Here is a 19978-nt window from a genome sequence, read left to right as displayed (position 1 = left end):
CCCTACCTTAGTGGGAATTTTTTCGATCTCTATCTATTTTTCGCTGGCAGGAGACTGACCCAGGTTTCCCTAGCTCGCCGAGACGATACCGCCGTCGCACGGAATGGTGTGGCCGGTGATATAGGCGGACGCCTTCGATGAAAGGAAGATCGCAAGGCCCGCAATATCGCTCGGTGCACCGACACGGCCCGACGGGTTGCGGTCGCCAATGGATTGCCAGTCGACGCCTTCGGTCTTGCCTTCAAAACCGACGCCGGTCGACAGCATCCAGGTCGGGAATGGCCCCGGCGCGATGCCATTGACCAGGATATGCTCGCCGGCAAGATGCGCACCCATGAACTGTGTGAGATGGATCACGGCGGCCTTTGACGTGCCATAGGCAAAACCGCTCATCGGGCTTGTGTGCATGCCGTCAATCGACGCGATGTTGATGACCCGGGCCGGTTCATCGGCGCTGGCTGACTTGCGCAGCAGCGGCATCAGTTTCTGCGTCAGGAAGAAGATGCCCTTGACGTTGACGTCCATCACCTTGTCCCAGCCCGCTTCGGGGAAGTCTTCCAGCGTCGCGCCCCACGCCACGCCGGCATTGTTGATGAGCACATCGACCTTGTCCTCGCGTCTGGCGATCTCGCCAGCGAGATGGTTGATGCCGTCCATGTTGCCCACATCGGACGGGATGGCATAGATTTCGCCGCCATACTGGTCCTGCAGCCGCGCGACCGTCTCCTCGCAGGCCTTCGCCTTGCGCGACGAGATGATGACTTTCGCGCCATTCGCCAGATAGCCGGCGGCGAGCATCTCGCCAATACCACGCGACCCGCCGGTGATAACCACAGTCTTGCCCGCGACTGAAAAAAGATTGCTGAAATCCATGCTCATCCTGATCTTCCTCTCATTTCCTCAAAGTCTTTGACCGACAGGCGCGTACAAGACAAGAGCAGCGGCGCGGGTCTGGATTGGGAGACTGCGTCATGCGCCGTATCACTGCGCTTCAGTATCCACAGATCAGGCGGTCGAGAGCATCCTTGATAATCTGGGCGCTGTCTTCTGCCGTCCCCGCGTACCGATCCAGCAGCAAGGGCGAAACGGAGGTGGTCTGTTCAAGCTTCACGATAACCGATCCCTGCCCAATCCGGATTTCGGGATTGATGACGGGATATTGCAACGCCGACCCCGCAGGATACAACGGCGCGACCAGGACCGATGGCAGGTCCAGATAGAGTGCTCCCTGAAGAAGGACAACGGCCACAGCGCCGCCGGGATCGTCGACGTCAAATACGTCAAACTGCTTCATCGGGGGCGGAACACGCCGTGACGTTGTCCAAATGTGCCATACTTTTCAATGTGCGCACGGTTGGCTTCGATGACATCGCGGTTCTCTTCGTACCATGCCTTTTTGGACGCTTCGCGAAGGGCGACGATTCCACCTTCTGCGACCAAGGCCTCGACTTCGAGTCCCTGTGCGCGGGCCTGTTCAAGGAGTGCCGGTGGCACGGGAATGCTCACTGCGGTGTTTCCTTCGAAAGAAACCGCATCTTCAGCCATGCTCTTTGTGCGCTTGGACACGCCGGTTTCGAGGCCGAGCAGTTCTGCTGCGGTCACTTCGCCGCTTGTGGCCGCTTCGATCCGCTTGGCAGCATCCGGGCTCGGTCGCCGCGCACCGCTTTCAATCTGCGAAATATATGGTCCAGCAAGGCCCGCAGCCTCGCCGAGCTCACTTTGGCTAATACCTCGAGATTTACGCCAATCACTTAGTTGCATTTTGCTAAGCTAGCAAATTGCTTTACGCCTTTCAATCACCCCGGAGAGATCATCTTGCTCGGGTCGACGATATGATCGAAATCCTCGCCCGGGATACCGTCCTTGATGGCTTCCTCGCGCAGCGTGGTGCCGTTCTTGTGGGCAGTCTTGGCGATCTTGGCGGCGCGGTCATAGCCGTATTTTTCCTTCAGCGGCGTCACCAGCATCAGCGAATTGTCGAGCCCCCGCTTGATATTGTCGAGGCGCGGTTCGATGCCGACCACGCAGTTGTCGGTAAAGCTCACGGCAGCGTCCGCGAGCAGGCGCGTCGACTGGAGGAAATTGTAGGCCATCATCGGGTTGAACACGTTGAGTTCGAAATGGCCCTGGCTTCCCGCAAAACCGATGGCGGCATTGTTGCCATGGATATGCGCGCAAACCTGTGTCAGCGCCTCGCACTGTGTCGGGTTCACCTTGCCGGGCATGATGGACGAACCAGGCTCATTCTCCGGCAGGGCCAGCTCGCCAAGGCCGGAACGCGGGCCCGAGCCGAGGAAGCGGATATCATTGGCGATCTTGAAACAGCTCATCGCCACCGTGTTGATCGCGCCATGCGTGAACACCATGGCGTCATGTGCAGCAAGGGCCTCGAACTTGTTCGGCGCCGAGGTGAATTTCAGCCCCGTGATCGCAGCGATCCTGTCCGCCACGGCTTCGGCGAAACCGACCGGCGAGGCGAGACCAGTGCCAACGGCCGTGCCGCCCTGCGCGAGTTGCATCAGCATGGGCAGCGTCATCTCGATGCGCGCGATGCCATTGGCGACCTGCTGCGCGTAGCCGGAGAATTCCTGGCCAAGCGTGACGGGCGTTGCGTCCTGCGTGTGGGTGCGGCCGATCTTGATGATGTCAGCCCAGGCCTTGGCCTTGACATCAAGCGCAGCATGGAGATGCTTCAGCGCGGGGATGAGGCGATGGCTGACCTCTTCGGCGCAGGCAATGTGCATGGCGGTCGGGAACGTATCGTTCGAGGACTGGCTCATGTTCACATGATCGTTCGGGTGGACCGGTTTCTTCGAGCCCATTTCACCACCAAGGATTTCGATGGCGCGGTTCGAGATGACCTCGTTCGCGTTCATGTTCGACTGCGTGCCCGATCCGGTCTGCCAGACGACCAGCGGGAAGTGATCGTTGAGCTTGCCCGCAATCACTTCATCAGCGGCCTGGATGATCACCTTGCCGAGACCCGGATCCATCTTGCCAAGCGCCATATTGGCCTCGGCGGCGGCTTTCTTGACAATGCCGAGCGCACGAATGATCGGATCCGGCTGTTTCTCCCAACCGATCTTGAAGTTTCCGAGGCTGCGCTCGGCCTGCGCGCCCCAATAGCGGTCGGTTGCGACCTCAACAGGGCCCATCGTGTCGGATTCGGTGCGGGTGGTCATCGGGTCTCGTCCTCGTACTGGGCTTGATGGCATCGGTTTATCCAACTAGGCGCGCAAGACAAGGCATGGTCGTGGGGACGACCTTAATCGCCGCAGGCTTCGCCCTGGTAACCATGGTCACATGCCTTGGAGAAAAAGTGCGGGGCCAGCGTCGGGTCAGCCTCCGTGAACTCGACCGAAAACAATTTTCCCAACGTGAAGCAGGCATTTGCCTTGAGGCGCTCATCTCCGCTCGCCTCAGAGGTACATACGCGCTCCAGCGCCACAGCGCCTTCGTAGGCATCCCGGGGGCCGCCGTCCTCAGTCAGCAGGATCGCTCCCAGCCGATAACAGGACAGGGTGTTCATGATGAACCCGGAACATCCGCTCTGATAAATTTGGCGGGCGCGGGCAGCATCCTTCCCGCCGCCGATTCCCTTTTCCAGATATTGGCCGAAATTGGCACATCCATTGTGGTATCCACCAAGACACGCCTGATCAAAATAGCGCCGGGCGGCAACCTCATCCTTGCCTCCCTCTTCGCTTTTAACCACGACGCCCGCAAGGTTGCAGCCCCTCGCGTAGCCGTCTGCGCAGCCTTTCTGGTACAGCATCAACGCCTGCGAAATATCCTTGGGGCCACCCTTGCCTAGTTCCATGAGCTCTCCTGCCTCCACACAGGACGCCGCCTGTCCCCGGTCACAACCACTCAGGTAAAAGGTCCGGGCGCGCGCCACGTCGATTGGCCCGCCTTCCCCCTTGAGCATCATGTCGCCCGCCCAGTTGCATCCGACACTGTTGCCCAGCGAACAGGCTGTTTCGAAATAGGCACGGCCGCGGGACTGGTTCCTGGCTACACCCTCACCGTCTGCGAGCATGCGGGCCGCGCCCATGCAGCCAGGTGAATGCCCGCCTGAACAGGACTTTTCATAATGGCTGAACGCCGTTTCGAATTGCTTCTGTCTCTCTGAATCCATCGCCAGAGAGTAATAGTCTTCGGCCGATTGAGCAGACATGTCCAAGGGCCACGCGCATACTGCAAGCAATGCCGCGATAAAGGATCGTCCCAATAAAAAGCGCATTGCCCAAGCCTTCCAGTCACATGGTACGTGTCAAAAATCAGGAAAATTCCATGCCTGTAAAGAGCGGCGCTCAATAAGTCTTCACGACAGAATGACTGCGCCGAAGACGGTTCCGGGTTCTCGAATTTCGCTGGATTGTTGCCGGGCGCAGTTTAGCCTGCATCCAGAGCGGCAAGGTTGCGATATGAATGGGCGAACGTCTTGAAATCCACAGGAAGCGCTACAGCGACGGCGTGATGCTGTTCGGGCTCGGCCTGGCCATGGCCGTGGGCATTGTCGTGATGGTCCGCGTGCCTTCCGCCACGTTCGGCAGCCTGTTGGTTGGCGCGCAGGATCCTGAAGGGGCCGGCCTTGTCGGCGGCCTGTTGAAAACACTGCTCGCGATGGGACTGGTCGGGCTGCTCCTGCTGGCATACTGGCGCCTGCGAAGCATCCTCTCGGCGATCCCGGAAATGGTGATCGACACACAAGGCATCCACCTGCGCATCGGCGGCCAGGAGCGCATGCTGGCCTGGACGGATATCATCGGCCTGCGCTTGGACACGGCGCGGGGCCGCCGCTCGCTTCATGTCATCCCCGCCCCCGAAATCATCCACGGTCAGGGCGCGGACGCGCTGGAAGGCCAGATGGAAATCACCATCACCAGGGGCACGATCAGCGCCCGCTTCCAGCACGTCGTGGAGGTCATCAAGCGTGTCGCCCCCTCCCATCTCTCCGCGCAAATATGATCATTGGCCCGGAAATGTCTGGCAATACGGCGAGGGCGGCATAAAATGCCCGCCATGATTGACAAGCTGTCCGACCCAGCCGTCCTCTTCGCGCTCGTGCTCGCATTCGTCCTCGGCTTCATGGTACGGGGCAGTGGACGAAGTGCCCTGTCGCCTACGCCTATGACGAAGGAAGATGTGGCCGAAGCCGTAGGCCGTGTTACCATTTCGCGCTGGATCGAAATTGACGCCGAAATTGACGCCAGGCGCAAGATCGCCGCCATCAAGCTGCTCCGCCAGGCCACAGGCCTTGGCCTCAAGGACTCCAAGGAAGCCATCGAGGCCCGCATGGCGTCACGCGGGATGACCCGGCATTGATCGACGACTGGGTCCAGTCAGGCAAGGTGCGCGCGCGTATCACCGATAAGGGCGCGCTGGAAGTGCGCTGTCACGGCCTCACCACACAGGCCAAATACTACAAAGGCCTGCTCAAGGAATTCTTTCGCAAGGACTTCCCGCCCCTGCGGCCGGGCTTTGGCGATTACAGCGTACATATCGTCATGGAATATACCGGCGAGGCGCCGTGGATGGACCTCGACAATCTGGCGAAGGCCCTGCTCGACAGTCTCACCGGGAACGTGTTCGAGGACGACCATCAGGTTGCCCGCCTTCTGGTCGAGCGCCGCGTCGGCGAGCGTGAAGGCATCTGGCTCAGCGCCGAAGCGATGGAATGACCTGAAGTCACACCGCCACATCCAGCTGCTCGATCCCCCTGAAAAACGGCAGCGCCCGCCAGACAATCTCCTGCTCCACCAGACGCATGTCCGGATAGCGCTCGAACAGTTTCTGGTAGACACGCCGCGCTTCGATGCGCGCCAGCGGCGCCCCGATGCAGATGTGGGGGCCCCCACCGAAAGCGACATGGCTCGCCCGCTTGACGGTGATGTCGAACCGGTCGGCAGCATCAAACGTGCCTTCATCACGATTGGCCGAGGCGAGCGAGCAGAACACGGCCTGGTGCGCCTTCATCGGGCAACCGGCGACGGACTGGTCTTCGGCGAGAATGCGCGAGGTGGCCGAGACTGGCGCCTCATAGCGCAGCACTTCTTCCACGGCCTGCGCGCCAAGGCCCGGATTGTCCTTCAGCGCCGCCAGCTGGTCAGGATGCGTCAGGAACAGCCAGACGCCATTGCCGATCAGGTCCGTCGTGGTCAGGTTGCCGCCAACCAGCAGGGCCTGCAGGTTCAGTATCAGCTCATCATCCGTGATATCCGCTTCGCCGCTCGCCTGCAGCGTCACCATATCGGAGATCAGGTCATCGCGCGGCTGTATCCGCCGCGCACTCATCAGCTCGGTGAAATACGCATCCAGCGCCTGCGCCCCGCTGGCCAGCCGCGCTGTCTCTTCCTCGGTCCGCACAGGATTGAGGCCGAGGATCACATCTTCGGACCATTGCCGGAAATCGGCCAGCATGCGCTCGTCCACGCCCAGGATGCGCGCAATCACCAGCACCGGGATCGGCACGGCCACCGCCTCCATCAGGTCAAAACTGCCCGTGTCCGGCGCCGCTGCAATCGTGCCATCAATGATCGCCTCGATGTCGGGCTTCATCCTGTTGATCCGGGCGTAGAATGCCTTGGCCAAGGGCTGGCGGATGCGGGCATGATCGGGCTCGTCCAGGAACAGAATGCTTGTACGGGAGTGGTCATTCTCGTCATCGACGAGTCGGCGCGGCAATGAACCCTCCTCTGCCTTGCTGGGCAGGCGCACATGGCCGCGGTCATTCACCAGGCCGCGCACGTCATCATAGCGCGTCAACAGCCATGTCTTTGCCATTTCGTCCCGCATGACCGGACAGGCGCCGCGCAAGGCCTTCAGCGGCGTGTGCGGATCATTGCGCGCCTCGGGCACGAAGGCCGATATCTCGATAATGCTTTGGGGCACTTTGATCGTGCTGGTTTCATTTGCCATTGCCTGCCTCCCGCAGTGCCTGTTTTGAGGGAGGATAGCACGATTGTGAAATGCGGGAGCCATTTCCGCTGCGTCAGCGCGCGGTCATTTTCCATCGAGTCGCTTGAACGGCATCGGTATCGCGGTCGCCGTCGCCTTGGCGACCAGTGCGCCGTCCGGGCCGAAACACTCGGCTTCCATGAAGGCGGCGGACTTGCCCAGTTTCAGGATGCGCGCCTCGACACTTGCCGGGCCGGGCATCAGGCGGCGCAGGAAGCTGGTCTTCATTTCAAGCGTCGGCGCCGTCATGGTCACGTTCGACGCAATGATGACGCATGTGCTCATCGCCTCGTCCAGCATGGCCGAAATGAACCCGCCCTGCACGGCGCCCGTGGGATTGGAAAACATCTCCGGCACGTCGAAATCCATGCGGATGCGCATGGCATCCTGCTCGACTTCGGCCAGCGTCATGCCCAGCGTATCGGAACAGGGGGGACGCTTCTTCGAATTCTTGAAGCGGGCCAGCATGTCCGCATCGCTGAGCCGGGGCTTGTCTGTATCTGCCAATATTCCGGCGACCCTATTTGCGGCGGAATGCGTCGAGATTCACGACCGTGCCAGCTTCGACGGGCGCCACGTTCTGCTGCGCTGGTTCAAACGCGGTGGCAGGGGCGATCACCGCCTGATCCTTGTTCGTGTTCTCGAAGGTCAGGCCGAAATTCACCGATGGATCGACGAAGCGCGTGATCGCGGCATAGGGCACGAACAGGTGCTGCGGCACGCCCGAGAATTTCAGGATGATCTCGAAATGGCCATCGCCAACTTCAAGGTCCCAGAACTGGTGCTGCACGACGATGGTCATGTCTTCGGGAAAGCGTTCGGTCAGGTAATCGGCAACTTTGACACCCGGCGCCTTCGTGCGGAACGTGATGTAGAAATGGTGTTCGCCCGGCAGGCCGCCATTTGCGAGCGCGCGCTTCAATGCTTCGCGAACGACGCCGCGCATGGCCGCCTGGGTGAGCGCATCATATCCGATATAATCCGTCATGTTCGCCCTACTGACCCTCGATCCTGATGTTGTTTATTTTTCGTACACTATGCCCGGTCCCATTCCCCCGCAACGGGCTTCGCACGGCAGGCGAGGAAAAAAACAGCACTCGCGCAGTCGCCCCGGCGGGGAGCGGAATCCCTGAACGCGTAATGCTGCCAACAGCAAGGGGCGCGGCGCATCAAAAAACACGCCGCGCCGCCCTGCAGTCTCAGTAATTGCCCGGCGGGTCGCTGGCCGGAAAGGATTCGTCGCTCTCCTCATCAACCTCGTCCCATTTCTTCGGCGGGTTTTCCATGTTCTCCGGACCTGAAGGGCGGATGTCCCGCATATCTTCATTCACGTCCTTGTCGTCTTGTTTTTTTTCGGGTGGCTTGCCTGACATGATGCGTCTCCATTCATGGTTAAGTCCAAATCAACGCGCCGTGGCGGTCAAGGTTGCAACGGAACGCGCTGCCCTTTCGCCTCTGGCCAAGGCCGGTAGCGGCGCATAGGCTTGCAGCCCAGAACAAAAACCCGGAGGGGAGCACGATCCATGAAGATGCCGCAGCACGGGCGCGCCTGGGACGAGGTCAGGGCTGACATGATCGCACGCGGCGGCGGCGACGCCGCATGGCGCGATGGCCGCACGGCCGTCTATGTCTTCAATGCCGGCGAGGATATCTCGCGCATCCAGCACGAAGCCTATGGGCTCTACATGGCCGAGAACGGCCTCGGCCCCCTCGCCTTCCCCAGCCTGGCGCAGATGGAGAAAGACGTCATCGCGATGGGGCTGGACCTGCTCCACGGCCCGGACGGCGCCACCGGCACGATGACGTCCGGCGGCACCGATTCGATCACCATGGCGATCAAGACGGCGCGTGATTTTGCCCGCGCCCATGGCCGCCCGCGCGACGGCACGAACATCGTGCTGCCCCAGTCGGCGCATCTCGCCTTCGACAAGGCGGCCCATCTGATGGATATCGAGGTGCGCCGGGTGGCGCTGAAGACAGACGGCTCCTATGAGGCCGACCCGGCCGCGATGGGCGAAGCTGTCGATGCCGCCACGATCATGATGGTCGGTTCCGCGCCGAACTTCCCGCACGGCATCATCGACCCGATTGAGGCGCTGGGCGAGGTCGCCGCCAGGAAGAATGTGTGGCTGCATGTCGATGCCTGCGTCGGCGGCTATTTCGCGCCCTTCGCCCGCATGAACGGTGTGCCCGTGCCGCCCTTCGATTTCGAAGTGCCCCAGGTCCACTCGATGAGCGCCGACCTGCACAAGTACGGCTATTGCGCCAAGGGCGCATCGACCGTGCTCTTCCGCTCCGAAGACCTCTACCAGTACATGCCCTTCGACATGGCGGGCTGGTCAGGCGCGCCGATGAAGACACCCACGCTCGCAGGCACACGCCCCGGCGGCGCCATCTCTGCCGCCTGGGCGGTGATGAACACGCTGGGCGTTGACGGCTACCGCGAGAAACAGGGCCTTGTCTGCGAGACACGCCAGCGGATCGAGGAGGGGGTGAAGCGGCTAGGCTTCGACGTGCTCGGCAACCCGATGCTCGGCCTCGTCGCATTCCGGCATCCGGATCACCACGCCTTTGCCCTCTATGGCGAGATGTACAGGCGCGGCTGGTTCACGTCCGTCACCAAGGAGCCGCCAAGCCTTCACCTGATGCTGTCGCCCAAGCATGCGGAAGTCGTGGACGCCTATCTGGCTGATCTCGAAGCCAGCGTCGCCGCCGTCGCTGGCGGCGTTGACGGGCCCAAAGTCGACGCGCGCTACAGCTGACGCCTGCGGCATGCCTTGTTCCTGACGGCACCTTGATGCAGTCTCCAGCCAGCACCAACCGAACCGGAGACCCTTCATGCGCCTCATCGCGACCAGCCTTGCCGCCCTCGCCCTCACCGCCTGCGTCCATGCGCAGATACCCGGCGACAAGGCCGTGCTCGACAGTATCGATGCGCGCTATGACGAGACGGCCGAAATGGCCCGGCAGATCTGGGACTGGGCGGAAGTCGGCTATCAGGAAGAAAAATCATCCGGCCTGCTGCAATCGAAACTGAACGAGGCCGGGTTTACGGTTGAAGCCGGTGTTGCGGGCATTCCGACCGCCTTTATCGCCAGTTACGGCACGGGCGGCCCGGTCATTGCCATCCTCGCTGAGTTCGATGCCCTGCCTGGCATCAACCAGGATGCCAGCGCCAGCCGCGCCCCGATTGAAGGCAAGCATGCCGGCCATGCCTGCGGGCACAACCTGTTCGGCGCCGGCTCGGTCGGCGCCGCGCTCGCGATCCGTGACTGGCTGGAACAGACCGGTACGCCCGGAACCGTCCGCCTCTATGGCACACCCGCCGAAGAGGGCGGCAGCGGCAAGGTCTACATGGTGCGCGAGGGCCTGTTCGACGATGTCGACATTGCCCTGCACTGGCATGGTGACGACCAGAACTCCGCAGCGGCGCAGACCACGCTCGCCAATCGCTCGGCCAAGTTCCGCTTTCATGGCGTCTCCGCCCATGCCGCCGGCGCACCTGAGCGCGGCCGTTCGGCCCTCGATGGCGTGGAATCGTTCAATTACATGGTCAACATGATGCACGAACACATCCCGCAGGATGCACGCATCCACTATGTCATCACATCGGGCGGCGTTGCGCCCAACGTGGTGCCGGACTTTGCTGAAGTCTTCTATTATGCCCGCCACCCCAGCGCCGAGGGCGTGAAGGAAATCTGGGCGCGCATGGAAGACGCGGCCCGCGGCGCGGCCATGGGCACCGGCACGCGTGTCGAGTGGGAAGTCATCCACGGCAACAATCCGCTGCTGGTCAACGAAACCCTGGCAAGGATGATGGACACCAAGCTGCGCCAGGTCGGCGGCGTGGATTACAATGAAGAAGAAGCCGCCTTCGCCGAGGAAATCTACACGAGCTTTGCCAAGCCCGAGCTGCCGCTCGGCAGCGAGAAGGAGGTGCAGCCCTTCGAAGTCTCCCTTGGCTATGGCTCGACCGATGTCGGTGATGTTTCCTTCGCGGTGCCGACCGTCGGCCTGCGTGCAGCGACATGGGTGCCCGGCACGGCTGCCCACAGCTGGCAGGCTGTTGCCGCCAGCGGCATGTCGATCGGCTACAAGGGCGCCCAGGTTGCCGCCAAGACGCTGACACTCGCCGCCATCGAACTTTACGAGAACCCGGAACTGCGCACAGCCGCCCGCGCAGAATTCGATGCCGCGCGCGGCGAGGACTATGAATACACGTCGCTGCTGGGCGACCGCGACCCGCCGCTCGATTATCGCAAATAGGGGAAGCGTTCTCCCTAAATCAATCCGGGAAGCGCGGCGATCAGGCCAAGGGAAAGGCTCGCAAGCACGATCCCTATGGCTGCAAGCCGGGGTCCGTGCAGGCGGCTCCAGAGCAATGCGCCTGTCAGGCTCATGGTGATCAGGGCGCCAGCCGTGAGGTCGATGAACAGAACCCAGAGGATGCTCAGCCCGCTGCCCTTGTGCAGGTTCTTGATCAGCCCCCATACATTTTCGGCTGTCCTTGTGGCCTTCACCATCGACGCCCCGCGCGCATACTCCACGACCAGGGCACCATTCGGGCCGGTGAAGGCCTGCTTCCAGACTTCGACAGGTGTCACGTCCTGATTCATGAACACCGCGCCTGATTCCCGGCCTGCCTGCGCACCTGCCGGGCCCTGGGCGCGCGGCGGACGGGGGGTCAGGTCTGTGCCAAACCTGGCCTGGGCCCATGTGCCGAGTTCTTCCTGCGAGCCGATCTCGGCCGGATCGACTTCCAGAACGACCGACGAGACTTCTCTGGGGGCGCCCGTGTCGATCTTGGCTGTCGTCCGGTGGTTCAGGAGAAATCCGCTGGTTCCCATCATCAGGAATATCAGCGCTCCCCAAAATCCCGTCCATGCATGGACGCGCTTCAGCCAGCGCAGGGCCTTGGTCCCGCTCATGAATTTCGGCAGGAAGGGCATGAAGGGTTCACGCTTCAGCTTTGGCCTGGACCCGCCGCTCCGCTTCAGATCAAGGGCCGCACGGTCTTGTGTATCAATGTTGTCAGTCAAGCTCGGTGGCTCCTCGTCCGCTCATCGGGTCCGGTCAAACATAAAAGGGCGTGCCGCACGATGCGGCACACTACGTATGCCGGACGGCCCTGTCGGGCATTTGCGTCGCAGGACGAGGAGAATGCCAATAGGCCGGCCCGGCGCGGTTCATCGCGTCGCAGGCCATGTTCAAAATAAGGGAAAAGTGGAGGCTTCTGTTGCCAGGCGCCTCCGGGCCCCGCCTAAGGAGCTGAATCCTTAGGAGTTAATTCGGTATACTACGCACAGACTACGCTGCGAGCAGTTCACCTTCAGCAAAGTTGTCATTTGCAACTATGTTGATGTGAGCTTCTAACGGGGCTCATACGGGCGAAAGTATCGTCTTTAGACGTCCGTCGATCCTATTTCGGCCCCGTCAGAAACAGGCCGGTGAGAGCCTGAGCCTGCTTTTGGTGGAGCCGCCGGGTACCGCCCCCGGGTCCGAACCGCTTATTACACGTACGTTTATCGCCATAGTCCGAAGACAATTTCTATATAGGTGACCTGGCGCCCGGATGAAAGGCCTTTACGCCGTCCGGCGTAAATTCCCCCACGCCATATTGACAGGAATCGCAATTTGAATAACGTGTTATGTATATTGTGGAGCGCGTCATGCCTGACATTCTCAAAGACCTTGGATTCCTTGCCCTGGGCAGCCGCCTGAAACGCCTTGCCGAACGGATGCAGGCCGATGCGGCGCAGATTTTCGAACAGAACTGTTTCATCACCCAGCCCAGCCATTTCCCCCTGCTGGCGGCGCTCGACCGTTACGGCCCATTGACTGTGACCGAAGCCGTCGCGGCCCTGGGTGTCAGCCAGCCGGCCGTAACGCGCAGCCTGGTCGGGCTCGTCGACATGGGGCTGGCAGAGACGACTGTGTCCGATACCGACCGCCGCCAGAAATCCATTTCGCTGACACCGGAAGGCGCTGCGGCGGTTGCCCGCATGAAGCGGGACGTCTGGCCCCATGTCGCCCGCGCCGCCGAAGAACTCGCCGCCGGCCCCGATGCCGGCCTGCTGGACCAGATCGCGCGAATCGAAGCGGCATTCGACGAGAAGTCCCTGTCGCAGCGCGCCACGGACGGCCACGCCATCGTGGAATTTTCAGACGACCTTGCCGGGATGTTCCATGCGATCAACGAAGAATGGATCAGCGAGATGTTCACGCTGGAGGATACCGACCGCGAGATCCTGTCCAATCCGCGCGAACTGATTGTCGACAAGGGCGGCGCGGTCCTGTTCGTCTCAACCGGGGGGCTCGGCATTGTCGGCACCTGCGCCCTGATGCCGATGGGCAACGGACGGTTCGAACTGACCAAGATGGGCGTGCTGAAATCGGCGCGCGGGCGAAAGTCAGGCGAGTTCCTGCTGGCGGCCGCACTGGACCGCGCACGCCAGATGGACATGGAAAGCCTTTACCTGCTCACCAACCGCAAATGCGCAGCGGCGATCCATCTCTATGAAAAGCTCGGCTTCCGGCACGATGCAGGCATCCTGGAGTCCCACGGCAAGCGCTATGACCGCTGCGACGTCGCAATGTCCTATCCGCGGGAACGGCCTATTGCTTGATCCGCAATTCCGAGATTGACCGTGCGATTGACCGGTAGGCCGCTATCAGCTCTTCGCCATTCGATGCGTTGAAGGCATAGGCCGGGCTCGTCGCGCAATATTCGAGGATGGTGCGGCCATCGGCCGTCTTCTGGACGCTTGTGGGCACCTGGAAGCCGACCGTGTAGACCTGTATCTTCGAAGGCGCCGCCTTCATCGTGTCGCACAGGTCCTGCGCCTGCCGGAACGAACTTTTCGCGGCAGACGGGTGATTGGTATTGAAGTCACCATCCGTCATCAGGATCACCGCCTTCATGTTCTGCTTTGTATTGTAGGCAAGCGGTTCGGACGCTTCCGGCCAGACCGACGCCCAGTTGGGTGACAGCATGTACCAGCCCCACGCCAGGCCGATATGGCCCGCCGTCCCGCCATTGGCCGTCAGCGACTGGACGTGCGCCTTCAGGGCCGCCTTGTCATCCGTCAGCGGAACAGGCCCCGAGGCGCGGCACCTCGCATAGGATGCATTATAGGCACCACTCGAAGAATTACCGCCACCGCTTTCGATTTCCCACTGGCCATTGCGCTTGCGCGAATTGCTGTCATTCCAGTTCCAGCGCGGATTGCCTGCACCGATCCAGCGCAGCGAACCGGGCGCGGCATCCGAAGCCGCGTCGCCGCCCGTGCGCTCGTACACGCATGTGTCGATCAGGCCCGCGTCTTCGAACGGCCTGCGCGCGGCATCCCAGTTGCCGGTACAGTATCCGCCCGGGCAATCTTCCTGCTCGTAATAGAAGAACCGCTTGCCCGTGGCCGCATCAATCATGCGCGCATCATTGTGCGTATCATAATTGCTGCGCGCGTCCGCGTTCGAGCCGTCGGCCGATAATTGCACGCTGCGTGTCACGCTGTCGAAATAGGCGCCGGCATTCACCGCATTATTGTAGGTGGTAATGGCCAGGCGCACCTTGCCGTCATTCGGTCCGTCATCTGGCAGCAATTCATCGAAGGCGGCCTCGGCTGCCGATTTCAGCAGGCTGAGCCGGTTATAGCTGTTCATCGATCCGGACACGTCGAACACGAAGGCAACATCGGCATTGCCCACGGCATAGGTCGATGTCGAGGCCGCCCGGAAACTCAGCTTTTCCCAGCCCATGAGGTTTGAAATGAAGGTCGGCTGGTCACACCGTATCGTGCCGCGAATGTCCTTGTTGTCGGTATAGAATGTCACGTTGACCGGCGCGCAGGCAATATCGCCGCCCTGCTCTGCGACAAGCGCGGCCGTATAGCGTTTGACGTCTGCCGCCACGGCCTCTTCGCTTGCGCCGCCCTGGCGTGACAGTGCGCCGGCCAGAACCGCCGAATCAAGCGCAAACTGAACCTTGTTCTTCTGGCGGATGGTGAACTGGAAATCGACTGCCACGCCGCCAAGCGCCAGAACCCCCGGAATGAACAGCGCGCCCATGACGGAGATGTTGCCACCCCGGCCGGTCCGCCACTTCCTGAATGCCTTGCCCATTGCCATCGAACTTAGCCTTGCGTGAAGCGCCCGCGGGCGGGCCTGCCTAGCGGGTGATCCGCAGGTCAGAAATGGATTGTGCGATCTCGCGGTACGCGTCGGTCAGCTCCTCGCCATTGCTGGGTTCGAACGCATGACCGGCATCGGTTGCACAATAGTCCAGAATGGATTTTCCGCCCGGCGTGGTTGCCACATTCGAGGGCACCTGAAAGCCGACCGTGTAGATCTGCACATTGTACGGCTCCTCCTTCATCGCATCGCAGAATTCCATGGCCAGTTCGATCGAGCTGGCTGAAACAGAGGGGTGCGTCTGGTTGAACTCACCATCCGTCATCAGAATGATGGCCTTGGCCGTGTCCGGCTCGTCCCACGCCCAGGGATGCGAAGGCGTCGGCCACAGCGCATTCCAGCTCGGCGAGATCAGGTACCAGCCCCAGGCGATGCCGAGATGGCCAGCCGTGCCGCCGCCCGCATGCAGGTTATCGACATAGGATTTCAAGGTTGCCTTGTTCTCGGTGAGTGGCAGCGGCGAAGAATTTTCACACGAAGTCGGCGTCACATTGAACGCGCCCGAGGAGGAATTGGCCCCGCCATATTCGATCTCGTTGGAGCCGTTGCGCTTGTTGTAATTGCTGGTGCCCCAGTTCCATAGCGGATTGCCGGCGATCATCGCATTGGTCGCGCTGGTTCCGCCAGCTGCATCGGTAAAGGCATTGATGCCAACACGTTCCGACACGCATGTGTTGTCGCCGATGTCGGTTTCAAACCAGCGCCGCTTGGGCGTGATTGTCCAGTTGCTGCTATAGCTGCAGCTGCTGCTGCAGCTGGCCTTCTCATAATAGAAAAACCGCTTGCCGGTCGACTGGTCGATCAGCACGCGGTTATTGTAGGCGTTGTAGCGCGACTGGGCCGAATCGCTTCCGGATGCAGCGTCGGTTCCCAGCGTGATCTTGCGCGTCACATCGTCGAAAAACTCGCCGGCATTGACGTTGGCATTGTACGTCGTCAGTGCGATGCGGACCGTGCCATCCAGTTCCCGGTCATCGGGCAGCAATTCATCAAAGGCAACCTTTGCCGATGCCTTCAGATTGTCGAGCCGGCTGTTGGAGTTCATCGATCCGGATACATCGAAAATGAATGCGACATCGACATTTCCGATGCCATAGGTCGTGCCGGACGTGACGGAGAAGTACAGCTCATCTCGCTGCAGCAGTTGCGTCAGCGTCGTCTTCTGGGAACACCGGATGGCGGCCACGATGTTCTGTGTGCCATCCTCGAAAACGACGGCAGGATCTCCACATGACAGACCCTCGCCCTGCGTCCCGATCAGGGCGTCGACATAGTTCGACACCAGCGTGCTGATTTCCGCCTGGGTCTTGCCCGCCTGCATGGCTTTCGATCCCGCAATGACCGCACTATCGATCACCGCCTGCACCTTGGTTTTCTGCGTAACCACCATCTGCACGTCAATCGCGATCCCTGCGATGCAGAGGATCGGCACAATCGCGATCGCGGCGATGACCGTGAGATTGCCTCGCCTGTCGGCTGCATAGTGACAGACACGAACATGATTCTGGAGCCTGTACATTTTCCCCGCCTCATCCACGGCCTTCCTGGCCGCAACCACGCGTCAGATTGCCTTGAAGTGTTTGTTTCTAAGTTAGAATTGTCAGCGTGTTTCACGCGGTTGCGGCAAGACGCGGTAAACCATGTTTCACGTCCTGCCGCCGGCCGGGTAAGTCCGAAATCCTAGTAGGTGATCCGCAGATCGGAGATGGATTGCGCAATCATGCTGTAGGCGTCCTTCAGCTGCTGGCCGTCTTCGGGGCTGAAGGCATGGTCGGCGCTGGAGGCGCAATATTCCAAAATTTCCTGGCCCTTGGGCGGTGCCTGGAACGCGACTGTATAAATCACGATATGCTCTTCCTTAGCAGCGTCGCACAGCGCCTTCGCCTGGTCGAAGGAATTGCCCTGGCCGCTCGAAAAATAGGAGTTGAACTCGCCATCGGTCATCATGATGATGGCCTTGGTTGCATCCGGCTCGTCATAGGGCAGCGGCTTCGACGCCGACGGCCAGACCGAATCCCATTTCGGATCGATCAGATACCAGCCCCAGGCAACGCCCATGTGACCGGCCGTCATGCTGAAATCATCGAGGTTGTTGACATAGGCGTTCAGGGCTGACCGGTTGTCTGTCAGCGGAAGCGGACCAATGCTGTTGCAGGTCTCGACAGACCAGCTGTTTTTATACGCATTATACTTGGCTTCGGCCGCTTCCAGCCATGCGCCCGGGCCCGGATCCTCATCCGTAAAGGCGTCCGATCCCACACGTTCCTTGACGCACGTATTGGTGATCGTCTTGGACGTCTCCGCAGGTGTCTTGACCTTTTTGGTTTTCGTGCACTTGCCCTTTTTGTTGGTCTTTGTGCAGACCTTTTCTTCTTTTTCATAGGTCGCCGTATAGGTGCGCGTCGGGTTCTCGTTGGTGACCGCCTTGAAATAGCTGCCCGCATTGACCATCGTGTCATAGCTGGTCATGGCGAGACGCACATCGTCCGACTTCGACGCATCATAGGTCTCCGGCAACAGCATGGTGACGGCATCGAGGGCCGCAGCCTTCAGGTCGCCCATCTTGCCCTTGCTGCCCATCGAGCCCGACACGTCGAACACGAACGCAACCTCGACCTTGCCGATGCCATAGGTCGAACCGGCGCGGACCCTGAAGTTCATCTTGCTCTGGCCGAACAGGTTCGACAGGGTTGTCGGCTGCGAGCAGAAGATCGACGCATTGATGTCTTCAGCGTCGTCTGCATATTCGAGCGCAACCGGGGCACAGTCGAGCGAGTTGCTTTGCTGTTTCAGCAGGGCGGCAACATAGGACGTTACTTCCTTCGTTACGTCCGTCCGCGAGGCGCCGGCCTGCATGGAGCGGGAGCCGAAGATCACGGCGCTGTCGACGACGGCCTGGACCTTGTTTTTCTGGGTCACGGTCATTTGCGTGTCGATCGCCACACCCACGATCGACAGGATCGGAATGATGGACAAGGCGAAGATGATGGCCGTGTTGCCGCGCGCGTCGGCGCGCCAGCTCTTGGCCAGGTCATTGACAGTTTTTTTCATCGTGCTGTACCTCCCCCGCTCAGGTTTCGTATTGGATACAGCCGCAAATATCCCACAAGATTCATTCAATATGGTGTGTAGCGGCTGAGAATTTCGGGAACATCGGGCAAGTTTGTGTTAATGGTTTTGGCCAGCGAATCGCACCAGAGAGTCCCCGCATGAGACAGTATCTCGACCTCTTGTCAGACATTCTCGAACACGGCTTCGAACGCGCAGATCGCACGGGAACCGGCACAAGGGCCGTGTTCGGGCGCCAGATGCGCTTTGATTTGGCTGACGGTTTCCCGATGGTCACGACCAAGAAGCTGCACCTGCGTTCGATCATTATCGAACTGCTCTGGTTCCTGAAGGGCGACACCAATATCCGCTATCTCAAGGACAATGGCGTTTCCATCTGGGACGACTGGGCCGACGAGAATGGCGACCTCGGACCCGTCTATGGTAAACAATGGCGCAGCTGGGCCGCCCCCGATGGCCGCGTGATCGACCAGATCCAGTGGGTTCTGGATGAAATCCGCACCAACCCGAATTCCAGGCGCCTGATTGTTTCGGCCTGGAACCCGGCGGATGTGAACGACATGGCCCTGCCGCCATGCCACTGCCTGTTCCAGTTCAATGTCATGGACGGCAAGCTGAACTGCCAGCTCTACCAGCGCTCGGCCGACATTTTCCTCGGCGTGCCGTTCAATATCGCGTCCTACGCCCTGCTGACGCTGATGATGGCCCGTGCGACAGGCCTGCAGGCTGGCGAATTCGTCCACACGTTTGGTGATGCCCACCTCTACCTGAACCATATCGAGCAGGCGCAGCTCCAGCTTTCGCGTGAGCCGCGCGCCCTGCCGACCATCACCCTCAATCCCAGCAAGACCGACCTGTTCGGCTGGGAATATGAGGACTTCAGGGTCGAGAACTACACGCCCCACGCCCATATCAAGGCACCTGTCGCGGTCTGACCCCCTCCCCTCCGGCAGGACAATATCCTGCCGTTCCCAGCCGTGATTTGCGGGTACCGATTGCCCAAACCGGCGAATTCAAGCAAATTCCGTCCCCGACGGTGCTCAGCCGTCTTTTCCTGGGAGGGAACCACCATGAAAATATTCGCCGCCGAGCTTCTCGGCACACTCACGCTGGTCCTGTTCGGATGCGGCGCCGCCGTCCTTGCAGGCGAGCATGTCGGACAACTCGGCATCGCGTTGGCCTTCGGCCTGGCCATTGTCGCCATGGCCTATGGCATCGGCCCGGTCTCGGGCTGCCATGTCAATCCGGCTGTCAGTTTCGGCGCATTCGTCGCCGGACGCATGGATGCCAGAACCATGCTGACCTATTGGGTGGCGCAATTCATCGGCGCCACGATCGGGGCGGGCATCCTCTACCTGATCGCAACCGGCAAGGCGGGCTATGATGTCGCGGTCAAAGGACTCGGCCAGAATGGCTGGGGAGAGGGCTATCTCGGTGAATACACGCTGGCCGCAGCCATCGTGTTCGAGATCGTCGCCACCTTCATCTTCCTCGTCGTCATCCTGGGCTCGACCCATGTTGCCGCGCCAACCGCCATGGCCGGCCTGTCGATCGGCCTGACGCTGACCGCGATCCACATTGTCGGCATCCAGGTCACGGGCGTTTCGGTCAATCCGGCGCGCAGCTTCGGCCCGGCGCTGTTTGCCGGCGGCGAGGCGATCTCGCAGCTCTGGCTGTTCCTCGTCGCGCCCCTCGTTGGTGCAGGACTTGCGGGCATGGCAGGCCGCACGGGGTTGCTCGACAAGGACGCCGCCTAGCG

21 protein-coding genes and 1 other RNA gene are annotated in these 19978 nt (G+C 60.9%); 8 read left to right on the top strand and 14 right to left on the bottom strand.

The genetic code is table 11. The features are described from left to right. Positions 1 to 69 precede the first annotated feature (69 nt). From VR74_RS11980 to VR74_RS11960, 5 genes are all read right to left on the bottom strand, one after another. Positions 70 to 873, bottom strand: a complete 804-nt coding sequence (locus tag VR74_RS11980) for an SDR family oxidoreductase (RefSeq protein ID WP_045697244.1) — start codon at positions 871 to 873, stop codon at positions 70 to 72. A gap of 118 nt (positions 874 to 991) precedes the next feature. Continuing rightward, positions 992 to 1294: a CcdB family protein gene (locus VR74_RS11975; protein WP_045697091.1), complete on the bottom strand. Its 303-nt coding sequence runs from the start codon at positions 1292 to 1294 to the stop codon at positions 992 to 994. Further along, complete coding sequence (locus tag VR74_RS11970) at positions 1291 to 1761, bottom strand: helix-turn-helix domain-containing protein (protein ID WP_045697090.1); 471 nt, start codon at positions 1759 to 1761, stop codon at positions 1291 to 1293. The genes VR74_RS11975 and VR74_RS11970 overlap by 4 nt, the downstream gene beginning before the upstream one ends. A 35-nt stretch (positions 1762 to 1796) precedes the next feature. Continuing rightward, positions 1797 to 3182 (bottom strand): class II fumarate hydratase, encoded by a 1386-nt coding sequence (gene fumC, locus VR74_RS11965; RefSeq protein WP_045697089.1) that lies wholly within the window; start codon positions 3180 to 3182, stop codon positions 1797 to 1799. 83 nt (positions 3183 to 3265) lie between these two features. Beyond that, positions 3266 to 4177, bottom strand: a complete 912-nt coding sequence (locus VR74_RS11960; RefSeq protein ID WP_045697088.1) for a tetratricopeptide repeat protein — start codon at positions 4175 to 4177, stop codon at positions 3266 to 3268. Between the two features lie 254 nt (positions 4178 to 4431). Between VR74_RS11960 and VR74_RS11955 the strand changes: the two genes are divergently transcribed. The 3 genes from VR74_RS11955 to VR74_RS11945 are packed head-to-tail and all read left to right on the top strand — an operon-like array spanning position 4432 to position 5684. Further along, entirely contained in the window at positions 4432 to 4971 is a 540-nt protein-coding gene (locus VR74_RS11955; protein WP_045697087.1) for a hypothetical protein, read from the top strand. Between the two features lie 45 nt (positions 4972 to 5016). Continuing rightward, positions 5017 to 5328 (top strand): ribosomal protein L7/L12, encoded by a 312-nt coding sequence (locus tag VR74_RS11950; RefSeq protein ID WP_045697085.1) that lies wholly within the window; start codon positions 5017 to 5019, stop codon positions 5326 to 5328. After that, positions 5328 to 5684: a RusA family crossover junction endodeoxyribonuclease gene (locus VR74_RS11945; RefSeq protein ID WP_045697243.1), complete on the top strand. Its 357-nt coding sequence runs from the start codon at positions 5328 to 5330 to the stop codon at positions 5682 to 5684. Before VR74_RS11950 ends, VR74_RS11945 begins: the two co-directional genes overlap by 1 nt. A gap of 7 nt (positions 5685 to 5691) precedes the next feature. Here VR74_RS11945 and VR74_RS11940 read toward each other — a convergent pair whose 3' ends face one another. From VR74_RS11940 to VR74_RS20985, 4 genes are all read right to left on the bottom strand, one after another. After that, positions 5692 to 6921, bottom strand: a complete 1230-nt coding sequence (locus VR74_RS11940; RefSeq protein WP_045697083.1) for a cytochrome P450 — start codon at positions 6919 to 6921, stop codon at positions 5692 to 5694. An 84-nt stretch (positions 6922 to 7005) separates the two neighbouring features. After that, entirely contained in the window at positions 7006 to 7467 is a 462-nt protein-coding gene (locus tag VR74_RS11935) for a PaaI family thioesterase (protein WP_299950333.1), read from the bottom strand. A 13-nt stretch (positions 7468 to 7480) separates the two neighbouring features. Continuing rightward, positions 7481 to 7948, bottom strand: coding sequence for a ClpXP protease specificity-enhancing factor SspB (locus VR74_RS11930; protein WP_045697081.1), 468 nt, complete (start codon positions 7946 to 7948; stop codon positions 7481 to 7483). Between the two features lie 211 nt (positions 7949 to 8159). After that, on the bottom strand, positions 8160 to 8333 hold the full coding sequence (locus VR74_RS20985) for a hypothetical protein (protein ID WP_299950331.1): 174 nt from the start codon (positions 8331 to 8333) through the stop codon (positions 8160 to 8162). A 150-nt stretch (positions 8334 to 8483) separates the two neighbouring features. Between VR74_RS20985 and VR74_RS11925 the strand changes: the two genes are divergently transcribed. After that, positions 8484 to 9722, top strand: coding sequence for an aspartate aminotransferase family protein (locus tag VR74_RS11925; RefSeq protein ID WP_045697080.1), 1239 nt, complete (start codon positions 8484 to 8486; stop codon positions 9720 to 9722). A gap of 76 nt (positions 9723 to 9798) precedes the next feature. Then, positions 9799 to 11226, top strand: a complete 1428-nt coding sequence (locus VR74_RS11920) for an amidohydrolase (RefSeq protein ID WP_045697078.1) — start codon at positions 9799 to 9801, stop codon at positions 11224 to 11226. Positions 11227 to 11240: 14 nt separating this feature from the next. Here the strand turns inward: VR74_RS11920 and VR74_RS11915 are convergent, their stop codons facing one another. After that, positions 11241 to 11999 (bottom strand): PepSY-associated TM helix domain-containing protein, encoded by a 759-nt coding sequence (locus VR74_RS11915; RefSeq protein WP_045697077.1) that lies wholly within the window; start codon positions 11997 to 11999, stop codon positions 11241 to 11243. 183 nt (positions 12000 to 12182) lie between these two features. Next, positions 12183 to 12542, bottom strand: a transfer-messenger RNA (tmRNA) gene (gene ssrA / locus VR74_RS20980). Between the two features lie 87 nt (positions 12543 to 12629). Between ssrA and VR74_RS11910 the strand changes: the two genes are divergently transcribed. Beyond that, positions 12630 to 13586: a bifunctional helix-turn-helix transcriptional regulator/GNAT family N-acetyltransferase gene (locus tag VR74_RS11910; RefSeq protein WP_045697240.1), complete on the top strand. Its 957-nt coding sequence runs from the start codon at positions 12630 to 12632 to the stop codon at positions 13584 to 13586. Here VR74_RS11910 and VR74_RS11905 read toward each other — a convergent pair. The 3 genes from VR74_RS11905 to VR74_RS11895 all read right to left on the bottom strand — a co-directional run bounded on the left by VR74_RS11905 (position 13576) and on the right by VR74_RS11895 (position 18201). Then, positions 13576 to 15087: a pilus assembly protein gene (locus VR74_RS11905; RefSeq protein WP_045697075.1), complete on the bottom strand. Its 1512-nt coding sequence runs from the start codon at positions 15085 to 15087 to the stop codon at positions 13576 to 13578. The genes VR74_RS11910 and VR74_RS11905 overlap by 11 nt on opposite strands. 40 nt (positions 15088 to 15127) lie before the next feature. Beyond that, positions 15128 to 16669 carry a TadE/TadG family type IV pilus assembly protein gene (locus VR74_RS11900; protein WP_045697073.1) on the bottom strand — a complete coding sequence of 514 codons (1542 nt, stop codon included), beginning with the start codon at positions 16667 to 16669 and terminating at the stop codon, positions 15128 to 15130. A 161-nt stretch (positions 16670 to 16830) separates the two neighbouring features. Beyond that, the gene (locus tag VR74_RS11895; RefSeq protein WP_045697071.1) at positions 16831 to 18201 is read right to left on the bottom strand and encodes a pilus assembly protein; all 1371 of its coding nucleotides are present in this window, start codon (positions 18199 to 18201) and stop codon (positions 16831 to 16833) included. 158 nt (positions 18202 to 18359) lie between these two features. Here VR74_RS11895 and VR74_RS11890 point away from each other — a divergent pair, with 158 nt between their 5' ends. Together VR74_RS11890 and VR74_RS11885 are read left to right on the top strand one after the other, a co-directional pair. After that, positions 18360 to 19154, top strand: coding sequence for a thymidylate synthase (locus VR74_RS11890; RefSeq protein WP_045697070.1), 795 nt, complete (start codon positions 18360 to 18362; stop codon positions 19152 to 19154). 135 nt (positions 19155 to 19289) lie between these two features. After that, on the top strand, positions 19290 to 19976 hold the full coding sequence (locus VR74_RS11885; protein WP_045697068.1) for an aquaporin: 687 nt from the start codon (positions 19290 to 19292) through the stop codon (positions 19974 to 19976). Positions 19977 to 19978: the final 2 nt, after the last annotated feature.

It is taken from the genome of Hyphomonas sp. BRH_c22 (assembly GCF_000961795.1).
Taxonomy (GTDB): Bacteria; Pseudomonadota; Alphaproteobacteria; order Caulobacterales; family Hyphomonadaceae; genus Hyphomonas.
The sequence above is the reverse complement of the archived record's forward strand: the minus strand, read 5'-3'. Positions and strand labels throughout refer to the sequence as shown.

Coding starts and splice junctions, on each gene's coding strand:
- VR74_RS11980 (WP_045697244.1), bottom strand. CDS start 873: ATGGATTTCAGCAATCTTTTTTCAGTCGCGGGCAAGACTGTGGTTATC.
- VR74_RS11975 (WP_045697091.1), bottom strand. CDS start 1,294: ATGAAGCAGTTTGACGTATTTGACGTCGACGATCCCGGCGGCGCTGTG.
- VR74_RS11970 (WP_045697090.1), bottom strand. CDS start 1,761: ATGCAACTAAGTGATTGGCGTAAATCTCGAGGTATTAGCCAAAGTGAG.
- fumC (WP_045697089.1), bottom strand. CDS start 3,182: ATGACCACCCGCACCGAATCCGACACGATGGGCCCTGTTGAGGTCGCA.
- VR74_RS11960 (WP_045697088.1), bottom strand. CDS start 4,177: ATGTCTGCTCAATCGGCCGAAGACTATTACTCTCTGGCGATGGATTCA.
- VR74_RS11955 (WP_045697087.1), top strand. CDS start 4,432: ATGGGCGAACGTCTTGAAATCCACAGGAAGCGCTACAGCGACGGCGTG.
- VR74_RS11950 (WP_045697085.1), top strand. CDS start 5,017: ATGCCCGCCATGATTGACAAGCTGTCCGACCCAGCCGTCCTCTTCGCG.
- VR74_RS11940 (WP_045697083.1), bottom strand. CDS start 6,921: ATGGCAAATGAAACCAGCACGATCAAAGTGCCCCAAAGCATTATCGAG.
- VR74_RS11930 (WP_045697081.1), bottom strand. CDS start 7,948: ATGACGGATTATATCGGATATGATGCGCTCACCCAGGCGGCCATGCGC.
- VR74_RS20985 (WP_299950331.1), bottom strand. CDS start 8,333: ATGTCAGGCAAGCCACCCGAAAAAAAACAAGACGACAAGGACGTGAAT.
- VR74_RS11925 (WP_045697080.1), top strand. CDS start 8,484: ATGAAGATGCCGCAGCACGGGCGCGCCTGGGACGAGGTCAGGGCTGAC.
- VR74_RS11920 (WP_045697078.1), top strand. CDS start 9,799: ATGCGCCTCATCGCGACCAGCCTTGCCGCCCTCGCCCTCACCGCCTGC.
- VR74_RS11910 (WP_045697240.1), top strand. CDS start 12,630: ATGCCTGACATTCTCAAAGACCTTGGATTCCTTGCCCTGGGCAGCCGC.
- VR74_RS11905 (WP_045697075.1), bottom strand. CDS start 15,087: ATGGCAATGGGCAAGGCATTCAGGAAGTGGCGGACCGGCCGGGGTGGC.
- VR74_RS11900 (WP_045697073.1), bottom strand. CDS start 16,669: ATGTACAGGCTCCAGAATCATGTTCGTGTCTGTCACTATGCAGCCGAC.
- VR74_RS11895 (WP_045697071.1), bottom strand. CDS start 18,201: ATGAAAAAAACTGTCAATGACCTGGCCAAGAGCTGGCGCGCCGACGCG.
- VR74_RS11890 (WP_045697070.1), top strand. CDS start 18,360: ATGAGACAGTATCTCGACCTCTTGTCAGACATTCTCGAACACGGCTTC.
- VR74_RS11885 (WP_045697068.1), top strand. CDS start 19,290: ATGAAAATATTCGCCGCCGAGCTTCTCGGCACACTCACGCTGGTCCTG.